The sequence below is a fragment of the Bacillus cereus group sp. BfR-BA-01316 genome (assembly GCF_022664195.1).
Classification (GTDB): Bacteria; Bacillota; Bacilli; order Bacillales; family Bacillaceae_G; genus Bacillus_A.
Map to the genome: position 1 here is coordinate 56,303 of NZ_JAKUGX010000010.1, position 16,879 is coordinate 73,181.

Here is a 16,879-nt window from a genome sequence, read left to right on the forward strand (position 1 = left end):
TAAAAGTTTGATTTTTACTTTTTAAATTGAACAGAATATGTTTCATGATTTTTTTCCATCTTATGGCCCCGATAGCCTTCAGTAAGTAATTTTTTTTGCCCACTAAAATCACTCATCGCAACATTTTTCACATCTTTCCAATCTGTCTCCTTATTCTCACGCAATTCCTTCACAAAAACATACCGCATACTACCACCATACTTCTCCTTCAGCGCAGCAATTTCCATTCCTTGCGCGAACTTATCCTTTAAACTAGGGATGTTGAAAGGTGCAACGGTGCAGCAAACGTAATCGTATTTGCTGTCTTCTTTTTGTAATTCATCCATGATGACTGTGGCTAATATTTTTTGCATGCCATTTCCTCGGCAGTTCGGATGAACGTTTGAGATTTCTTGATAGATGACGCGGTGTAGCTGACTTTCTGGTAGACCAATATCAAGCCCTAAATGTTCATCGTCGATAGGAGGGATTAGTAGGGCACGAAATGCGATGAGCTCGTTTTCTATAAAGGAACCGATCATCATGCCCTTTCCTTCTAAAATATATTGAAATTCTTCTAGCGAGAGTGGTTGTAAACGACCTTTATCTTCTAGCGCTTCAACTACAACGTTTTGTAATGATAAAATTTGTTCCATATGTTCTAAAGATAGTAATGTAACGTGAAATGGATCTTTGTTTTGTTTTAATTTTCCTTCGTAAAGAATCGTCATGTGTTAGTCCTCCTTTAGCGTACAACGTCTTGAAAGACGCTTAATTCTTGTAATGTATTTTCGTTTATTTCAATGCCGAGTCCCGGCTTTTCGTTTAAGCGAATAAATGGTACGTCGTAATGTAAGTTTCCGATGTCTTTCGTGAATTTTAATGGTCCTGTCAGCTCGACGCTAGTAATGATTTTTTTTGAGAAAGCGACATGGAATCCTGCGGAAGAGGCAACAGATGATTCGACCATGGATCCAACTTGGCATTCAATGCCTGCCATTTCAGCTTGATGAGCGAGTTTTACAGCTGGATATATGCCGCCGCATTTCATTAGTTTTATATTCACTTTATCAGCTGCGTCTAATTTAATAATTTGGCGCATTTCACGAGAGCCTTTTAGTCCTTCATCAATCATAAGCGGAAGATCTGTTTTCGAACGAATATGAGCCATTGCGTCAATATCATCCGCTACAACAGGTTGTTCAATCCAGTCGATGTTTAAATGTCCTAATGAACGAAGTGCTGTTAATGTGTTTGCGCTATTTTTCCACCCTTGGTTTACATCAACGCGAATCGCGATGTCATTTCCTACACGTTCTCGTACAGCTTCAATTCGTTTTACATCTTCTTTTACATTCGTGCCGACCTTCATTTTGAAAGACTGGTAACCTTTCTTAATCATAGAGGCAGCTTCCTCGGCCATATTTTCTGGCTCGGCGATACTTAAGACGTGAGTGACAGGAAACTCTTCATGGTAGCGTCCGCCAATTAATTGATATACAGGTTGATTTAATTTTTTGCCCATTATATCAAAACAAGCGATATCAATCGCAGCTTTCGCAGTAGGAATACCGTAAATTGTATTGTCCATCATATCGTGTATTTTCTCGATATTCATTGGGTTTTGTCCGATAAGAGCAGGAGCTAGTGTATGTTTTAAAACATGGAAAGTACTTTCCCATGATTCACCTGTAACGTGATCATCGGCAACGCCTTCGCCGTAACCGATAATACATTCATCTGTTTCCATTTTGACGATAATAGAAGGCATATCAGAATAAGAACCATAACTAATAACAAACGGATCGCGAAGCGGTAACCGAATTGCATAAAGATGAATAGCTGTAATTTTCATTGAATAAAGACCCCTTCCTGTTTACAATGGTTTTGTACATTTGATATAGTTGACGTTAAATAGTCGTTAATTAATGATAAGGAGTTAGAGAAAATGATGATAAAAATTGCAGTTGTCGGTTCAAAAGAGTTTATGGAGAATCTTTTACCTATTGCTCATAAACTAGAAGAAATAGAGATTGATCCATATATTTACCTTCATCCGGCGGAATCTTCTGAAATATTAAAGCGTTTAAAACCTTGTGATGTTATCTTTTTCTCGGGTGCCTTACCTTATTATATGGCAAAAGAAATAAGAGAACAATTACGAATTCCAAGTATGTACTTACAGCAAGACGAGACAACTGTCGCTTCTTCACTTCTTTCTATAATATATCATCAAGGTATTCAACCTCATAAAATTTCAATTGATTTAGTAGATCGTTCGTTTATTACAAATGTGTTCCATGATATCGGTCTGAAAGAAACGCCGCAAGTGATGGATTATGAAAATATGTTATGGAGTAATGATGAAATTAAGAGAATCATTGATTTTCATTTAGCTAAATATCAATCTGGAGAGGTTGATTTAGCTTTAACTAGTATTCACGCTGTCTACGACGAACTTCAAAAAATAGGTATTCCTTCAGAGCGTATGATAGATCCAACGCAATCAATTATACAGGGGTTAAAAGATGCAAAAATAAAAGCTGAGTTAGCAAAAAGCCATTCAGCTACTGTTGGTGCTTGTATTATATCCTTTATAGAGTTACAAGAAAGATCGTTTGAACAATTAAATGTAATTTCAAAAGAATTACGTGGTTCATTTAAACAAGTTGATGAAATGACTTTTATTTTGTATACAACTCGTGGTGATATCGAATCGAGTACAAAAACAAATACGATAGATCGTTTATTTACGAATATAGAAGGAGTGGTATCTATTGGATTTGGTTACGGAAAAACAGTAAATGAAGCGGAACAAAATGCAAAAATCGCTCAAGGTTTCGCAAAAAATAATCCGATAGAGCGCCGCTTTTATATATTAACAAGTGATAAAGAATTATTTGGTCCGTTCCCGAAAGAACAGAGGGTACAAAGTTTAAAAAACGATAATCCTGAATTAATGAAAATAGCGAAGGAAATGAAGCTTAGTCCTGCAAACTTGTCAAAAATTATTCAGTTTAGTCAATCGCATCCATCATTGAAATTTACAGCGGCCGATCTTTCTGAGTATTTACAAGTGACTCGGCGATCGACGGAAAGGCTGTTAAAGAAATTAGTTGATTACAGGTATGCCAATATTTGCGGCGAGGAAATGCCCTATCAACAAGGGCGCCCTCGCGCAATATATGAGCTGAATTTACCATTGTATTCGTTTCAAAAATTTTAAGCTTCTAGTTGCGCTTTTTGTTTTTTCAATAGGTCTGCTTTTTCAATATCCGATAGCTTCGTAATTGTGAGGCCAGTTATACCATAAATGATTGAAATAATAGGTACGATGAAATTCAATATAGCATAAGGAGCATATTCGAATGCGCCTACTCCAAGTGTTGCGAGTATAAATACACCACATGTATTCCAAGGTACGAAAACAGAAGTTAATGTTCCACCATCTTCTAATGCTCTGGATAAGTTTTTAGAATGTAGTCCTTTTTCTGTGTACGCATTTGCATACATTCTTGAAGGAACAACAATCGAAATATATTGTTCAGAGCAAGTAAGATTCGTTGCAAAGCAAGATGCGATAGTAGAAGCGATAAGTCCTTTTGATGATGTCGCTAATTTTAAAATTTGATTTACAATTGAGCGAAGAATGCCAGTATGTTCTAGTACTCCTCCGAAAGTCATAGCGACAATTGTCATAGAGACTGTATTCATCATAGAGCTTAAGCCACCACGGTTAAATAGTTCGTCTACTAGCTTGTTTCCAGTGTCTATAACAAATCCACTTTGGAGTGCACCGACAGCTGATGAGACAGAACCACCTTGAATAAAGACTTGTGATAAGAATCCTAAAATAACACCTACGAGAATAGCTGGTATAGCAGGGACTTTTTTAGCGACCAATACCATAACGACTACTGGTATAATTAATAGAAAAGGCGAGATAACAAAGTTTTGTTGCAATACTTGTAATGTTTGATCGATGCTTTTTGCATCAATATTGTTAGCGCCAAAGCTTCTTCCTAAGAACGCATAAACGATAAGAGTAATAATTAAACCTGGAATTGTAGTAAATAACATATGACGAATATGTGTGAATAAATCTGTATTTGTTAATCCTGCGGCTAAGTTTGTCGTGTCTGAAAGCGGTGACATTTTATCGCCGAAATAAGAACCGGAAATTATAGCACCGGCAACCATTGGAGCTGGGATTCCCATACTTAGGCCAATTCCCATTCCTGCAACACCAATTGTTCCCATTGTAGACCAAGAGCTACCGATAGCTAATGCAACAATAGAACAAATAATTGTAATTGAAACTAAAAATAGTGATGGAGTTAAAAGATTTAAACCGTAATAAATCATTGTTGCGACGATTCCGCCGCCAATCCAAGCACCGATCGTTAAACCTACAAGAATAATGATAACGATAGCGGGTAATGCGAGGCGAATTCCTTTATACATTGCTTCTTCAATGTCATTCCATTTGTAACCGTAACGCCAGGCAACGATAGAAGCAACGGTTGTACCGATAATAAGTGGGACGTGAGGGCCTTGTTTTAATACAACAATTGTAACCATCATAACTGCAACTGTAATGATAATAGGGATAATTGCTACTCCAAAAGGTATTTCTTTTTTCATAAAATGCCTCCTCATTATGTATGTTTGTATTTTTAGAATTGTCGCAAAATAGACGTTTATTAAGTTATAATAACTAAAAATAAATGCAAGCGTCAATAAAAAACAGAAAATAAGGAATGTTCTATCTGTATGGATATCTTTATAAAATGAGTAAATATTGGTATTAATAGCATTTTAAAATAAATAATTGACTTTTTTCTTAAAATTCAATATGTTCATAAAAACATCTGTTTTTTCAGAAATATAATTAACTTTAATGGTTTGTAATTTGGGAAGGAGAATGAAAAGTTGAAAACATTAGAACTACAAGAGCGTTTAACTGAAATTTTTCAGCATTTACATGAAAACCCTGAAGTAAGCTGGAAGGAATATGAAACGACAGCTTATATTACTAACTTTCTAAAAGAAGAAGGAATTTCATATAAAATATTTGATGATTGCCCTGGCGTGATTGCTGAAATCGGAAGCGGGAATCCAGTTATCGCGATTCGTGCTGATATGGATGCGCTATGGCAAGAAGTAGACGGAGAATTTAAAGCGAATCACTCATGCGGCCACGATGCTCATATGACAATTGTGATGGGCCTTATTTTACAATTGAAAAATATGAGATGGGATAGCGGTACTGTTAGATTTATTTTTCAGCCGGCAGAGGAAAAAGGAAATGGTTCTTTAAAGATGGTAGAGAAGGGCGCCGTGGATGATGCTGATTTCTTATTTGGTGTTCATTTAAGGCCGATTGAAGAACTGCCTTTGAAACAAGCTGCCCCATCTATTCGTCACGGAGCTGCAGGATTTTTAGAAGGGATGATTCACGGAGATGATGCACACGGGGCACGCCCACATCAAGGGATAAATGCAATTGATGTCATCTCAATGATTAATATTGGATTGAAAAATATATGGTTACCGCCGCAGACGTCTTATTCTGTTAAGATGACGAGATGCCAAGCTGGCGGTGATAATCTAAATATTATTCCAGGTAACGGGCATTTTAGTTTAGATGTAAGAGCAGAAAATAACATATTACTAGATGAATTGAAGCGAAAAATAGAGCAAGTAATTCAGTCAGCTGAATCAATGGGATCTAAACTTTCTTATGAGTGGATCGATCTCGTACCAGGAGCTGAAGTGTCAGAAGAAGCTGAGCGCTTTATGCGAAAAGGTATTCTTGAAGTGTACGGGGAAGAGGGATGTACTGGACCACTGTATACGACAGGAAGCGATGATTTCCATTACTATACAGTGAAAAGACCCCATTTAAAAGCTGTCATGCTTGGACTAGGGGCGAACTTACAACCTGGATTACACCATCCGTATATGAAGTTTGATCATAGCTGTATAATGGATGGAGTAGAAATATTAAAACAAACTGTATTGAAAGTATTAGAAGACAGGGGCTAGAAAGCTCCTGTTTTTTTTGTAGGAATTTGTCGTTAAGTCGATATATTTTCATTTGCGACAATATAATTTCACGTACCAATTAATTTGATGAAAAATGAGCATTCAGTACGTGGTGTATAATAATAGTAATATTTCTTAATAGGAGCAAACGAATGAACGAACAATATTACGATGCTGTATTACATATAAAAACTGTCGGTGAGCAAAAAGGCTTTAATAAGTCTATGCATTACCACCGCTATGAGCCAACGCCATATAGTGGGTTAGAGGAATTATTGAGCCAATACGAAATTAAAAGTAGTGATCGAATTGTAGACTTTGGATGCGGAAAAGGGCGGCTAAACTTTTACATGCACCATAAGTGCGGTGCATCAGCGGTTGGGATTGAAATGAATGAAGAGTTTTATAAAGAAGCAATGGAAAACCGTGAGCGTTATGCAAGGAAGGTAAGAAACAGTAAAGATAAAATTCAATTTGAATGTTGTTTAGCACAGAAATACGAGATTGATCCGCGTGATAACCAATTTTATTTCTTCAATCCATTTTCTGTACAAGTGTTTATGAACGTAGTAAATAACATTTTGCTTTCGGTAGAAGCGGTGGAGAGAGAAATTGATATTATTTTATACTATCCTTCTGAAGATTATATTTTCTTCTTGGAGAATCAGACTGCATTTGAATTGAAGAAGGAAATTAGGTTGCCAGGGGCGTATGAGAAGAATGGAAATGAGAGGTTTTTAATTTATAGATTGGGGAACTAAGAGATAAATGGTGTGAATGGAAGTATTGGCTTATATACGTTGGTAGGAGTATTGATTAAGCAGGCATGCAATTATTAGGAAAGAGAGGCGAACTTCATGCGAAATGCCATATATGAGTTAATTGAGGTTAACAACAGTCTACCTTTCGATGTTTCACTGAATAGTATCAATTATGTGCCGAGCCATTGGCATAACAGCGTAGAAATCATTTTTGTATTACGTGGTACAGTAGAAGTTAGAGTGAATGATGAAAGAAGGATGCTTTCGGAAGGTGACGTATTGTTAATTAATCAATGTCATGTGCATGAAGTGATAGGTCTTGATAGAAATATAATTGCAACGTTCCTTATCCCTTCTAGTTATATAAAGGAAAAATTGGTGCAGGTAGAGGAGATTAGCTTTCATTGTTATTCAGGAGATAAAGGGAAGGAACGACGTCATGCTTTAAATCAGATTCGACGATTGCTGGCTGAGATGGTGCAATTACAGTATCATCAAGGTAATGTATATAAGATTGACATGCAAATTCGAATGCTAGAAGTATTCTCTATCCTATTGAAACAATTTAGGCTTGAGGAATCAGAGGAGATCATGAGTGAGAAGTATATGGAGCGTATGCTTCGTATCATTACTTACATTGATGATCATTATAAAGAATTTATTACATTACATTCAATTGCTGAGCGTGAATATTTATCTATTCCATATTTGTCCAAGTTTTTTAGAGAGAATATTGGACTTAACTTTCAATCGTATCTGGCAAGTATTCGTTTGAAACATACGGTGGAGGAGTTGCTTTATAATATTGAAACACCTATTGCTGATATAGCACTGAAGCATGGGTTTCCAAATGTTAAGTCATTTTATGCCACGTTTAAAGCAAGGTACAATGAAACGCCAAGTGAATATCGAAAGCATTTTCGGCTAGATGTGGGGGATAAAAAGGAGAGAGTAACGGCTAATTATTTGACGTTTAATCAATCTAGTGCGCTCGGTATTATTAGTCAGTACTTAAAGAGAAGTCCCTCGCAGCAGATGGAGGAGATTACGCCGCTAGAAACGGTAACATATCAGATAGATGTTTCTAAGAAAGATAGACATTTAAGGCATACATGGAAAAGTTTAATAACAATTGGTAAAGCGAAAGAAGGATTACATGCGGATATACAACAACAACTCAAACTAGTTCAGAAGCGCTGTCCTTTCCGCTATTTAAGGTTTCATGGTATATTCGATGATCCTATGATGGTGTACTCAGAAGATGAGGCGGGAAGAGCTAAATATAATTTTAGATTAGTTGATGAGTTATTTGACTTTCTTCTTTCTATTAATCTTAAGCCGTTTGTTGAGCTTGGTTTTATGCCCTCGGCGTTAGCAAGGGATCAGGATAAAACTATTTTTTATATGAAAAGTTATATTAGTCCGCCAAAGTCTGTAGATAAATGGTGTGAGCTTGTTGAACATTTTGTCCGCCACTGTATGAATCGTTATGGTAAAGAAGAGGTAGAAGCTTGGAAGTTTGAATTTTGGAATGAGCCGGAAGTGAAGGCGTTCTGGCCCGGAACGATGGAGGAATACATGGAGTTATATGCCAAAACCTATGAGACTATAAAACGAGTATCACCGCATCTGCAAATTGGGGCTCCTGGCCGAGTTATTACGCTTTATGAAGGGGAGATTTATGATGAGTTTTTTCCTTTTTGTCATGAGCGGCAATGTTTGCCGGATTTTATCCCACTTCATTTTTACCCACATGAAAGGATGGATAAGCTGGAGAAGTTCAGTGAGATCCAACAATTAGAATCGTTTCAAAAGTTAATTGAGGAGTTTGGTGGTATATCTCCCAATCCAGACCTTTTAAAGGATAGGCTTGCAAGTGAAAAAAGGCTACTCGAAGATTATGAAATATATGATATTGATCTTTATTTAACAGAGTGGAATTCGACAGCATATCATCGTGAGTTAACGAATGATACGCTGTACAAAGCGGCTTATATTGTTAAAAATATTATTGATAATTTGGATAGTATTGAAGGATTTGGTTACTGGGTACTGAGCGATAATATTGAAGAAACAGTAGCTTCACCAGATTTGTTCCATGGTGGATTAGGTTTATTCGCCCAATATGGTATTCCTAAGGCTGGGATGATTGCTTACGAATTGCTAGGGAAATTAGGGAATCAACTCATTGAACGTGGGGATTGTTATATAGTTACCTCTGGCCACGGGGGATATCAAGTGTTAGTTTTTAATTATTGTCATTTTGATGATTTATATGCACTGGGGGATATTTCATTTATTGATGAGGTCAATCGTTATAATGGTTTCAAGGATGTAAAGACTATGAAAATTGAGTTGGAACTTACTAATTTACCGAGTGGTACATATCGCATGATTACTCGTACACTTGGTAGAAAGCATGGAAGTAGTTATGATCGCTGGGTAGAGATGGGGGCTCCAAAATCTTTATGTTCTGAGGATGTGGAATACTTGAAAGCAGCGACTCATCCGCGCATGACTAGTCAATATATTGAGGTACATAATGGTCAAACATGTATTTCTATTTTGGAACCACATGGGATTGAGTTAATTGAGCTAATTCCGGTGTATTGATCAACTAGGTTAAAATTTAATCTCTTTTATTTAAAATTGTAGGTTTAAAAGTAGAAATAGGTTAAATAGAGTAATAAAAAGCGATAAACCACTGTCTCTTCAAAGAGGCGTGGTTTTTTTATAATTAAATTGTAAACGCTTTCTAATCGTGTGGATTATTACTTTACTTCATGTTGATAAGTAATAATCTAGTTTAAAGAAATGGAGGAGGCTGTTATGTCAGCTCAAGAAAAAACTGCTATAAATAGTCAACAACCCGTGATTGAATATGTTTGTAACGAAGGAGGGCCTAAACTAGGCTATTCTACTTTATCAGGTGTTCGAATTATTGAAAAAAATGGTTTATCTTTTAAGAATTTAAGTAAGGATGGAATTTTAAAACCGTATGAAGATTGGAGATTATCGGCTGAAGAACGAGCGAAAGACCTCGCTTCACGTATGTCCATTGGGGAGATTGCGGGATTAATGTTATATAGCCGGCATCAAGCAATTCCAGCTGCGAGTGGCGGTTGGTTCTCAGGAACTTATGGCGGGAAATCTTATGAAGAGAGTGGTGCGAAGCCTTGGGATTTAACAGATGAGCAAATTGCATTTTTGACTGAAGATCATCTCCGTCATGTTCTTATTACAACTGTTGAAAATCCAGAAACGGCTGCGCATTGGAATAATAAGCTGCAAGGTATCGCAGAAGGAACAACTTTAGGCATTCCTGCAAATAATAGCTCAGACCCGCGTCATGGTTCCGATGCAAGTTCGGAATTTAACGTTGGTGCAGGAACAGCTTCTCGAGTATCATTTTGGCCGGAAACACTTGGGCTTGCTGCTACATTTGATCCAGAGGTGACACGTACATTTGGTGAAGTTGCTTCTAAGGAGTACAGGGCGCTTGGTATGACGACAGCACTTTCACCGCAAATTGATATTGCGACTGATCCACGTTGGTTCCGTTTCAACGGTACATTCGGTGAGGATTCAACTTTGTCTACAGACATGGCTCGTGCTTATGTAGATGGTTTCCAAACATCAGAAGGTGAACGAGAATTAGAAGATGGCTGGGGGCTAGATAGTGTGAACGCCATGGTGAAACATTGGCCTGGAGGAGGATCTGGTGAAGGCGGAAGAGATGCACATTTCGGTTGTGGAAAGTACGCTGTTTATCCAGGTAATAATTTTGAAGAACATTTGAAACCTTTTGTGGAAGGTGCTTTCCAATTGGATAAAAAGACAAGTAGGGCTTCTGCAGTTATGCCATATTATACGGTTTCTTTCAATCAGGATAAGGAAAATGGTGAAAATGTAGGTAACTCTTATAGCTCCTATTTAATTACTGATTTATTACGTGAGCAATATGGTTATGATGGTGTAGTTTGCACAGACTGGTTGATTACTGCTGATGAGCATGAAGATAAAGATACATTTTTGACAGGGAAGTCATGGGGAGTTGAGCATCTAAGTGTTGCGGAGCGGCATTACAAATTATTAATGGCCGGTGTGGATCAATTTGGCGGTAATAATGAAGTTGGACCGGTTCTAGAGGCTTATCAATTAGGGGTATCCGAACATGGTACGGAGTATATGAGAAATCGGTTTGAACAATCAGCGATACGCCTGTTGTTAAACGTGTTCCGCCTTGGACTTTTTGAAAATCCTTATTTACAGTCGGAAAAAAGTAAAGAGGTCGTCAGTAATCCAGAATTTATGAGAGCAGGTTATGAAGCGCAGTTGAAGTCAGTTGTACTTCTGAAGAACAAAGGACAGACGTTGCCGCTGAAGCCTAGAAGCAAAGTATATATTCCGAAGCGTTATTTACCGGCTGGGAAAGACTGGCTTGGTATGCCAACACAAGAGAAACTAGAGTGTCCAGTCAATCTTGACGTTGTGGCTCAATATTTCGATATTACTACTAGTTCAGATGAAGCTGATTTCGGACTTGTGTTTATTCAAAGTCCAAAGTCAGGAACGGGATACAGTCAAGACGATGCTGCTAATGGAGGAAATGGTTATGTACCAATTAGTCTTCAATACAAGCCATACACAGCTGAGTATGCCCGTTCACATAGTATAGCTGGTGATTCTAGGGAAAATGATGTAATGAATCGTTCATATAAAGGTAAGACGGTTACAGCTCATAATGAATCGGATTTAGATATGGTACTGGAAACAAAAAAAATGATGAAGGGCAAGCCAGTCATCGTATCAATTTTATTATCGAATCCAACTGTTGTTGCAGAATTTGAATCTGAAGTGGATGCCATTGTAGCGAATTTTGGGGTGCAAGATCAAGTAATTATGGATATCTTGTCTGGGCATTATGAACCATCCGGTTTGTTACCGATGCAAATGCCGCTAAATATGAAAACAGTCGAGGAACAACTGGAAGATGTGGCACATGATATGGAATGCCATATTGATTCTGAAGGACATGTATATGACTTTGCCTTTGGAATGAATTGGAATGATGTAATTGAAGATTCTCGTACGAAAACATATCGTAGAAATCTTTAGTTATTGACCGTTCATTCATATATGAAAGCTATATTCGAAAATATTTAAGATGGAGATGATAACGATGAGTAATCAAACTTTATATACTAATCTTCTTTCGAATTTAAGTGAAGAGACATCCGTTGTTAAAAAAAGAGGATTTGATTTTATCGCTAAACCGATTCCCGATTCTAGTGTAACTGGTGGATTAGATCCTAGGGTTCTTCACGTAAATTTACAAGTAGCAGAGCAAATGGCTATGATGGGTAATCAATCATTTGACCCGGCGGATACTATGAGTTTTGTTAATGGCATGCGAGCTATGATGGGCTGGAATAATGAAGACGTTACGACAAGTAAAATTGAAACGACGTATAAAGTAATTGAGGGCAAGAATGGAACAATTCCTTTACGAATTTATACACCTTCTAATGAAGGTAACTTGCCTGCTGTAGTTTTCTTCCATGGTGGAGGGTTTATTGGCGGCAGTGTCGATGTTGTAGAAAATCCTTGTAAAGCATTAGCTGAAAAGGCTGGCGCTGTGGTAATTTCTGTTGATTATCGATTAGCTCCTGAGCATCCATATCCAGCTGGGCTAACGGATTCTTTTGAGGCTGTAACATGGGTATATGAACATGCTACAGAGCTTCGAGTGAACCCACAACAAATTGCGGTATCTGGAGATAGCGCGGGTGGTAATTTAGCTACTGTATGTGCACTAATGGATAGTGAAAAAGGAACTAAGATGATTAAGCTTCAAGCACTTATTTATCCTACAGTGAATATGGCAGGTGTTCAAACAGAGGATTTTGAGTGGAGCCGCGATCAGTATGAAATCCGTAACCATTCGGAATTAATTATTCCAATGCTTGAAGGTATGGCTGGAAGTAGTGAGCTGCTTTTCCAATTGTATTTACAAAATAATGGAGAAATTACAGACCCTCATGTTTCACCATTACTATCAAATAAATTAAGTAACATGCCGCAAACACTAATTGTAACTGCTGAATTCGATTATTTAAAAGTAGAGTGTGAAGCTTATGCAGCGAAACTAGCGCGCAGTGGTGTAACTACTAAGCTTATTCAGTACAATGGTACAGATCATGCCTTCATGGATAAGATTGGTTTATATCCACAAGCAGAAGATTTAATGAATGAAATTGCGAAAGAGATTAAGAGAGTGTTTATCTAAATTTAGAAGCTTGCTTGAAAAAATGTTTTTGAGCAAGCTTTCTTATAGGAATGAATATATGTAGGAGAGGAGCAAGTTGAGATGATGAAGAAACAAGTAGGTTGGAGAGAAAGAATTAGTTACGGGCTTTCAGATACGGCTTCCAATTTGATTTTTCAAATGATTACTATATATTTGATGTTTTTTTATACGGATGTATATGGGATTAGTACTACCGCTGTTGCTTCTTTGTTCCTAATAACACGTGTATTGGATGCTTTCGCTGATCCGATGATGGGGATTCTCATTGATAAAACAAATTCAAAATGGGGGAAAAGCAGGCCCTACTTTTTGTGGTTAGGTATTCCGTTTGCTATTATTGCAGTCATGACATTTTATACGCCAGACCTTGGTTCTACAGGTAAAATTGTATACGCTTACATCACTTATACACTTCTTGGTATTATTTATTCTGGTATAAATATCCCGATTACATCAATTTTACCTAGCATGACGAGTAATCCGCAAGAGCGAACAGAACTGGCTTCTATTAGAATGTTTTTCGCTTTTATTGGGATAATTATGGTATCTGTTGGTACCCTTCCAATTGTTAAAGCACTTGGTGGTGGTGATCAGCAGAAAGGTTTCTTCTTCACAATGATTTTATTTAGTGTCATTGGCGGGATTTTCTTCATTATTACTTTCTTGAACGTTAAGGAACGGGTTGTTTCTCCAAATGATAAACCCTTGCCGTTTCGTGAGTCTATAAAGGCGGTAAAAGGAAATGTACCATGGTTCCTACTTTTAGCGAGTGGATTTGTTCAAATGACTATTATGACGATGCAAACGCAGACAACAGTTTATTTTTGGACATATAATATGAAACGACCAGATCTTATAGCAGTTACGATGGCTTTATCTCTAGTATCATTAATCACACTGGCACTTTCAGTATTTGTATCTAAGAAAATTGGGAAGAGAAATACGATGATTATGGGTTCTTCGATTATGATTATTGGCTATACTACTGCCTTATTCGGTAGTAATATTCAATCGATTCCTCTCATTTTAACAGGGATGGTTATAAACAGCTTAGGGTAAGGTTTTTCTATGAGTATGGCATTTGCGATGGTTGCAGACACTGTTGACTATGGAGAATGGAAATCTGGTGTTCGAGCTCAAGGGTTATTATCTGCGGCTATTAGTTTTGGAGCAAAAGTAGGCATGGGAGTGGGAGGAGCACTATCGGCAGCGATGCTTTCTTTTGGGAAATATGTACCTGGTGCAGAACAACAAGCACATTCCGCACTTGTTGCGATAAAAATAAATTATTTGTGGGCACCGCTGCTCGCAGCAATTTTAGGAATTATCATTATGAAATTTTATAAGCTAGATCGTCAAATTGATGTTATTTCAGAAGAACTGGAAACACAGAGAATACAGATGTAATTCCTTTTGATATTATTATTTTAATTATATAATCTTATAAAAAAAAGAAGCATAGCTACCGAAATGATAGCTATGCTTCTTCAAATCTGTTTTATTAGTTACGGATTAAGTAATCAAATGCACCTAAAGCTGCATTCGCTCCTGAACCCATAGAGATGATGATTTGTTTGTACGGATTATTTGTACAGTCACCTGCAGCAAACACTCCTGGTACGTTTGTAGCGCCGTGCTTATCTGTTACGATTTCACCGCGAGCGCGTTCAACAGTTTCGCCTAACCAGTCTGTGTTTGGCACAAGACCGATTTGAACGAATACACCTTGTAATTCAACGTGATGAACTTCTTCAGTTTCACGATCGATGTAAGAAATACCGTTTACTTTGTCAGTACCAGTGATTTCTTTCGTTTGAACGTTTTTCAGAACAGTTACGTTTGGTAAGCTGTTAAGACGCTCTTGTAATACAGCATCAGCTTTTAATTCTGGCATGAATTCAAGAACAGTTACGTGCTTAACAATACCTGCTAAGTCAATAGCTGCTTCAATACCAGAGTTACCTCCGCCGATAACCGCTACATCTTTTCCGATGAATAATGGGCCGTCACAGTGTGGGCAGTATGCTACACCTTTGTTTTTGAACTCAGCTTCACCTGGTACGCCAACATTACGCCAGCGAGCACCTGTTGAAACGATTACGCTCTTACTTTTCAGAATAGCGCCGTTTTCAAGTTCCACTTCAATAAGTTCTTTTTTCTCTAAACGTTTCGCACGTTGTAGATTCATTACATCGATGTCGTATTCTTTTACGTGCTCTTCAAGGCTTGCTACTAGCTTAGGACCTTCAGTGCGTTTTACGCTGATGAAGTTCTCAATACCCATAGTATCCATTACTTGACCACCGAAGCGCTCAGCAACGATACCAGTGCGGATGCCTTTACGTGCTGCATAAATTGCTGCACTTGCACCAGCTGGGCCGCCACCAACAACAAGAACATCGTATGGATCTTTATCAGAAAGCTCTGATGCATCTGGACCGTTACCCATTTTAGCTAAAATTTCTTCAAGTGTCATACGACCGCTTCCGAAAGATTCGCCGTTTAGGTAAACAGTTGGTACTGCCATGATGTCTTTGCTTTCTACTTCCTCTTTGAATGCAGCGCCATCAATCATAGTATGTGTAATACTAGAGTTTAGAACGCTCATTACGTTAAGAGCTTGTACAACATCAGGACAGTTATGACAACTTAGGCTGATATAAGATTCAAAATGATATTCGCCTTGAATGTTTTTGATTTGATCGATTAATTTTTGTTCAACTTTTGGAGCACGTCCACTAACTTGCAGTAAAGCTAACACTAATGAAGTAAATTCGTGTCCTAATGGAATACCAGCGAATACGACACCAGTGTCTTCGCCAGGGCGATTTACGCTAAAGCTTGGTGTTCTCTCTAGTTCAACTTTTTCTACTGTAATCTTAGATGACATAGTAGCTAATTCATCTACTAGAGATAACATATCTTTAGATACGTTATCGTCTCCTGCGCTTACTTTAAGTAAAATATCGTTCTCCATTAACTGAAGGTATTGGGATAGTTGTGTTTTTATATCTGCATCTAGTATCATTTTGATCGAACTCCTTAGATTTTGCCTACAAGGTCAAGGCTTGGTTTAAGTGTTGCAGAACCCTCTTGCCATTTAGCTGGACAAACTTCACCTGGGTTGTTACGTACGTATTGAGCTGCTTTAATTTTGTTAACAAGAATGCTTGCGTCACGGCCAATACCGTCAGCATTGATTTCCATAGATTGGATAACGCCGTCTGGATCGATGATGAATGTACCACGAGCAGCAAGACCTTCTTCTTCCATTAAAACGTTGAAGTTTGTAGTGATTGTGCGAGTTGGGTCACCAATCATAATGTATTCGATTTTGCCGATAGTTTCTGAGCTATCATGCCATGCTTTGTGAGTGAAGTGAGTGTCTGTAGATACAGAGTATACTTCAACGCCTAAGTCTTTTAGAGTTGCATATTGGTTTTGTAAGTCTTCAAGTTCAGTTGGACAAACGAATGTGAAGTCTGCTGGGTAGAAACAAACTACGCTCCATTTTCCTTTTAAACTTTCGTCAGTAACTTGGATAAATTCTCCATTATGATAAGCATTAGCTTTAAACGGTTTTACTTCTGTGCCGATTAATAACATATTAAAATTCCTCCTAAAGGTTGGTTTTGAGCATCGGAAATTAGTTTGCTCATAAAATATATTTTTTAATTAACTATAATAATTCTAATTCGATATTAATTATCATATAGAAGTGGTTATTTTGTCAAGAGAATAAACTAACTTTATTCCAATTTAATTAATATTTATTCTCAAT

11 protein-coding genes and 1 pseudogene are annotated in these 16,879 nt (G+C 37.5%); 7 read left to right on the plus strand and 5 right to left on the minus strand.

Translation table 11 applies throughout. The features are described from left to right. Positions 1-14: 14 nt before the first annotated feature. Complete coding sequence (locus MR071_RS10600; RefSeq protein WP_105586240.1) at positions 15-710, minus strand: N-acetyltransferase; 696 nt, start codon at positions 708-710, stop codon at positions 15-17. A 14-nt stretch (positions 711-724) separates the two neighbouring features. Continuing rightward, entirely contained in the window at positions 725-1,834 is a 1,110-nt protein-coding gene (locus MR071_RS10605) for a mandelate racemase/muconate lactonizing enzyme family protein (RefSeq protein WP_242235927.1), read from the minus strand. A gap of 93 nt (positions 1,835-1,927) precedes the next feature. Between MR071_RS10605 and MR071_RS10610 the strand changes: the two genes are divergently transcribed. Beyond that, positions 1,928-3,205 (plus strand): transcriptional regulator, encoded by a 1,278-nt coding sequence (locus MR071_RS10610; RefSeq protein WP_105586242.1) that lies wholly within the window; start codon positions 1,928-1,930, stop codon positions 3,203-3,205. Here the strand turns inward: MR071_RS10610 and nhaC are convergent. Next, positions 3,202-4,623, minus strand: a complete 1,422-nt coding sequence (nhaC, locus tag MR071_RS10615) for a Na+/H+ antiporter NhaC (protein ID WP_242235929.1) — start codon at positions 4,621-4,623, stop codon at positions 3,202-3,204. The two genes, MR071_RS10610 and nhaC, sit on opposite strands and share 4 nt — an antisense overlap. A gap of 288 nt (positions 4,624-4,911) precedes the next feature. Between nhaC and MR071_RS10620 the strand changes: the two genes are divergently transcribed. From MR071_RS10620 to MR071_RS10645, 6 genes and pseudogenes are all read left to right on the plus strand, one after another. Then, a complete protein-coding gene (locus MR071_RS10620) occupies positions 4,912-6,027 on the plus strand; it encodes a M20 peptidase aminoacylase family protein (protein ID WP_242235931.1) in 1,116 nt (371 codons plus the stop codon). A gap of 152 nt (positions 6,028-6,179) precedes the next feature. Beyond that, positions 6,180-6,788 (plus strand): SAM-dependent methyltransferase, encoded by a 609-nt coding sequence (locus MR071_RS10625; RefSeq protein WP_105586245.1) that lies wholly within the window; start codon positions 6,180-6,182, stop codon positions 6,786-6,788. A gap of 96 nt (positions 6,789-6,884) precedes the next feature. Further along, entirely contained in the window at positions 6,885-9,401 is a 2,517-nt protein-coding gene (locus tag MR071_RS10630; protein WP_242235933.1) for a GH39 family glycosyl hydrolase, read from the plus strand. A gap of 216 nt (positions 9,402-9,617) precedes the next feature. Next, positions 9,618-11,906 (plus strand): glycoside hydrolase family 3 protein, encoded by a 2,289-nt coding sequence (locus tag MR071_RS10635; protein WP_242235935.1) that lies wholly within the window; start codon positions 9,618-9,620, stop codon positions 11,904-11,906. Between the two features lie 64 nt (positions 11,907-11,970). After that, a complete protein-coding gene (locus MR071_RS10640; protein ID WP_242235937.1) occupies positions 11,971-13,077 on the plus strand; it encodes an alpha/beta hydrolase in 1,107 nt (368 codons plus the stop codon). Positions 13,078-13,161: 84 nt separating this feature from the next. Beyond that, a pseudogene (locus MR071_RS10645) lies at positions 13,162-14,505 on the plus strand (glycoside-pentoside-hexuronide (GPH):cation symporter). Between the two features lie 94 nt (positions 14,506-14,599). On the opposite strand, the gene ahpF reads toward MR071_RS10645, so the two are convergent. Continuing rightward, positions 14,600-16,126 carry an alkyl hydroperoxide reductase subunit F gene (gene ahpF / locus MR071_RS10650; protein WP_242235939.1) on the minus strand — a complete coding sequence of 509 codons (1,527 nt, stop codon included), beginning with the start codon at positions 16,124-16,126 and terminating at the stop codon, positions 14,600-14,602. Positions 16,127-16,140: 14 nt separating this feature from the next. Beyond that, positions 16,141-16,704 (minus strand): alkyl hydroperoxide reductase subunit C, encoded by a 564-nt coding sequence (gene ahpC, locus MR071_RS10655; protein WP_000924420.1) that lies wholly within the window; start codon positions 16,702-16,704, stop codon positions 16,141-16,143. Between the last annotated feature and the right edge of the window lie 175 nt (positions 16,705-16,879).

What these genes read in the sequence shown, in the direction of transcription:
- MR071_RS10600 (WP_105586240.1), bottom strand. Translation starts at nt 710, where the DNA reads ATGACGATTCTTTACGAAGGAAAATTAAAACAAAACAAAGATCCATTT.
- MR071_RS10605 (WP_242235927.1), bottom strand. Translation starts at nt 1,834, where the DNA reads ATGAAAATTACAGCTATTCATCTTTATGCAATTCGGTTACCGCTTCGC.
- MR071_RS10610 (WP_105586242.1), top strand. Translation starts at nt 1,928, where the DNA reads ATGATGATAAAAATTGCAGTTGTCGGTTCAAAAGAGTTTATGGAGAAT.
- nhaC (WP_242235929.1), bottom strand. Translation starts at nt 4,623, where the DNA reads ATGAAAAAAGAAATACCTTTTGGAGTAGCAATTATCCCTATTATCATT.
- MR071_RS10625 (WP_105586245.1), top strand. Translation starts at nt 6,180, where the DNA reads ATGAACGAACAATATTACGATGCTGTATTACATATAAAAACTGTCGGT.
- MR071_RS10630 (WP_242235933.1), top strand. Translation starts at nt 6,885, where the DNA reads ATGCGAAATGCCATATATGAGTTAATTGAGGTTAACAACAGTCTACCT.
- MR071_RS10635 (WP_242235935.1), top strand. Translation starts at nt 9,618, where the DNA reads ATGTCAGCTCAAGAAAAAACTGCTATAAATAGTCAACAACCCGTGATT.
- MR071_RS10640 (WP_242235937.1), top strand. Translation starts at nt 11,971, where the DNA reads ATGAGTAATCAAACTTTATATACTAATCTTCTTTCGAATTTAAGTGAA.
- ahpF (WP_242235939.1), bottom strand. Translation starts at nt 16,126, where the DNA reads ATGATACTAGATGCAGATATAAAAACACAACTATCCCAATACCTTCAG.
- ahpC (WP_000924420.1), bottom strand. Translation starts at nt 16,704, where the DNA reads ATGTTATTAATCGGCACAGAAGTAAAACCGTTTAAAGCTAATGCTTAT.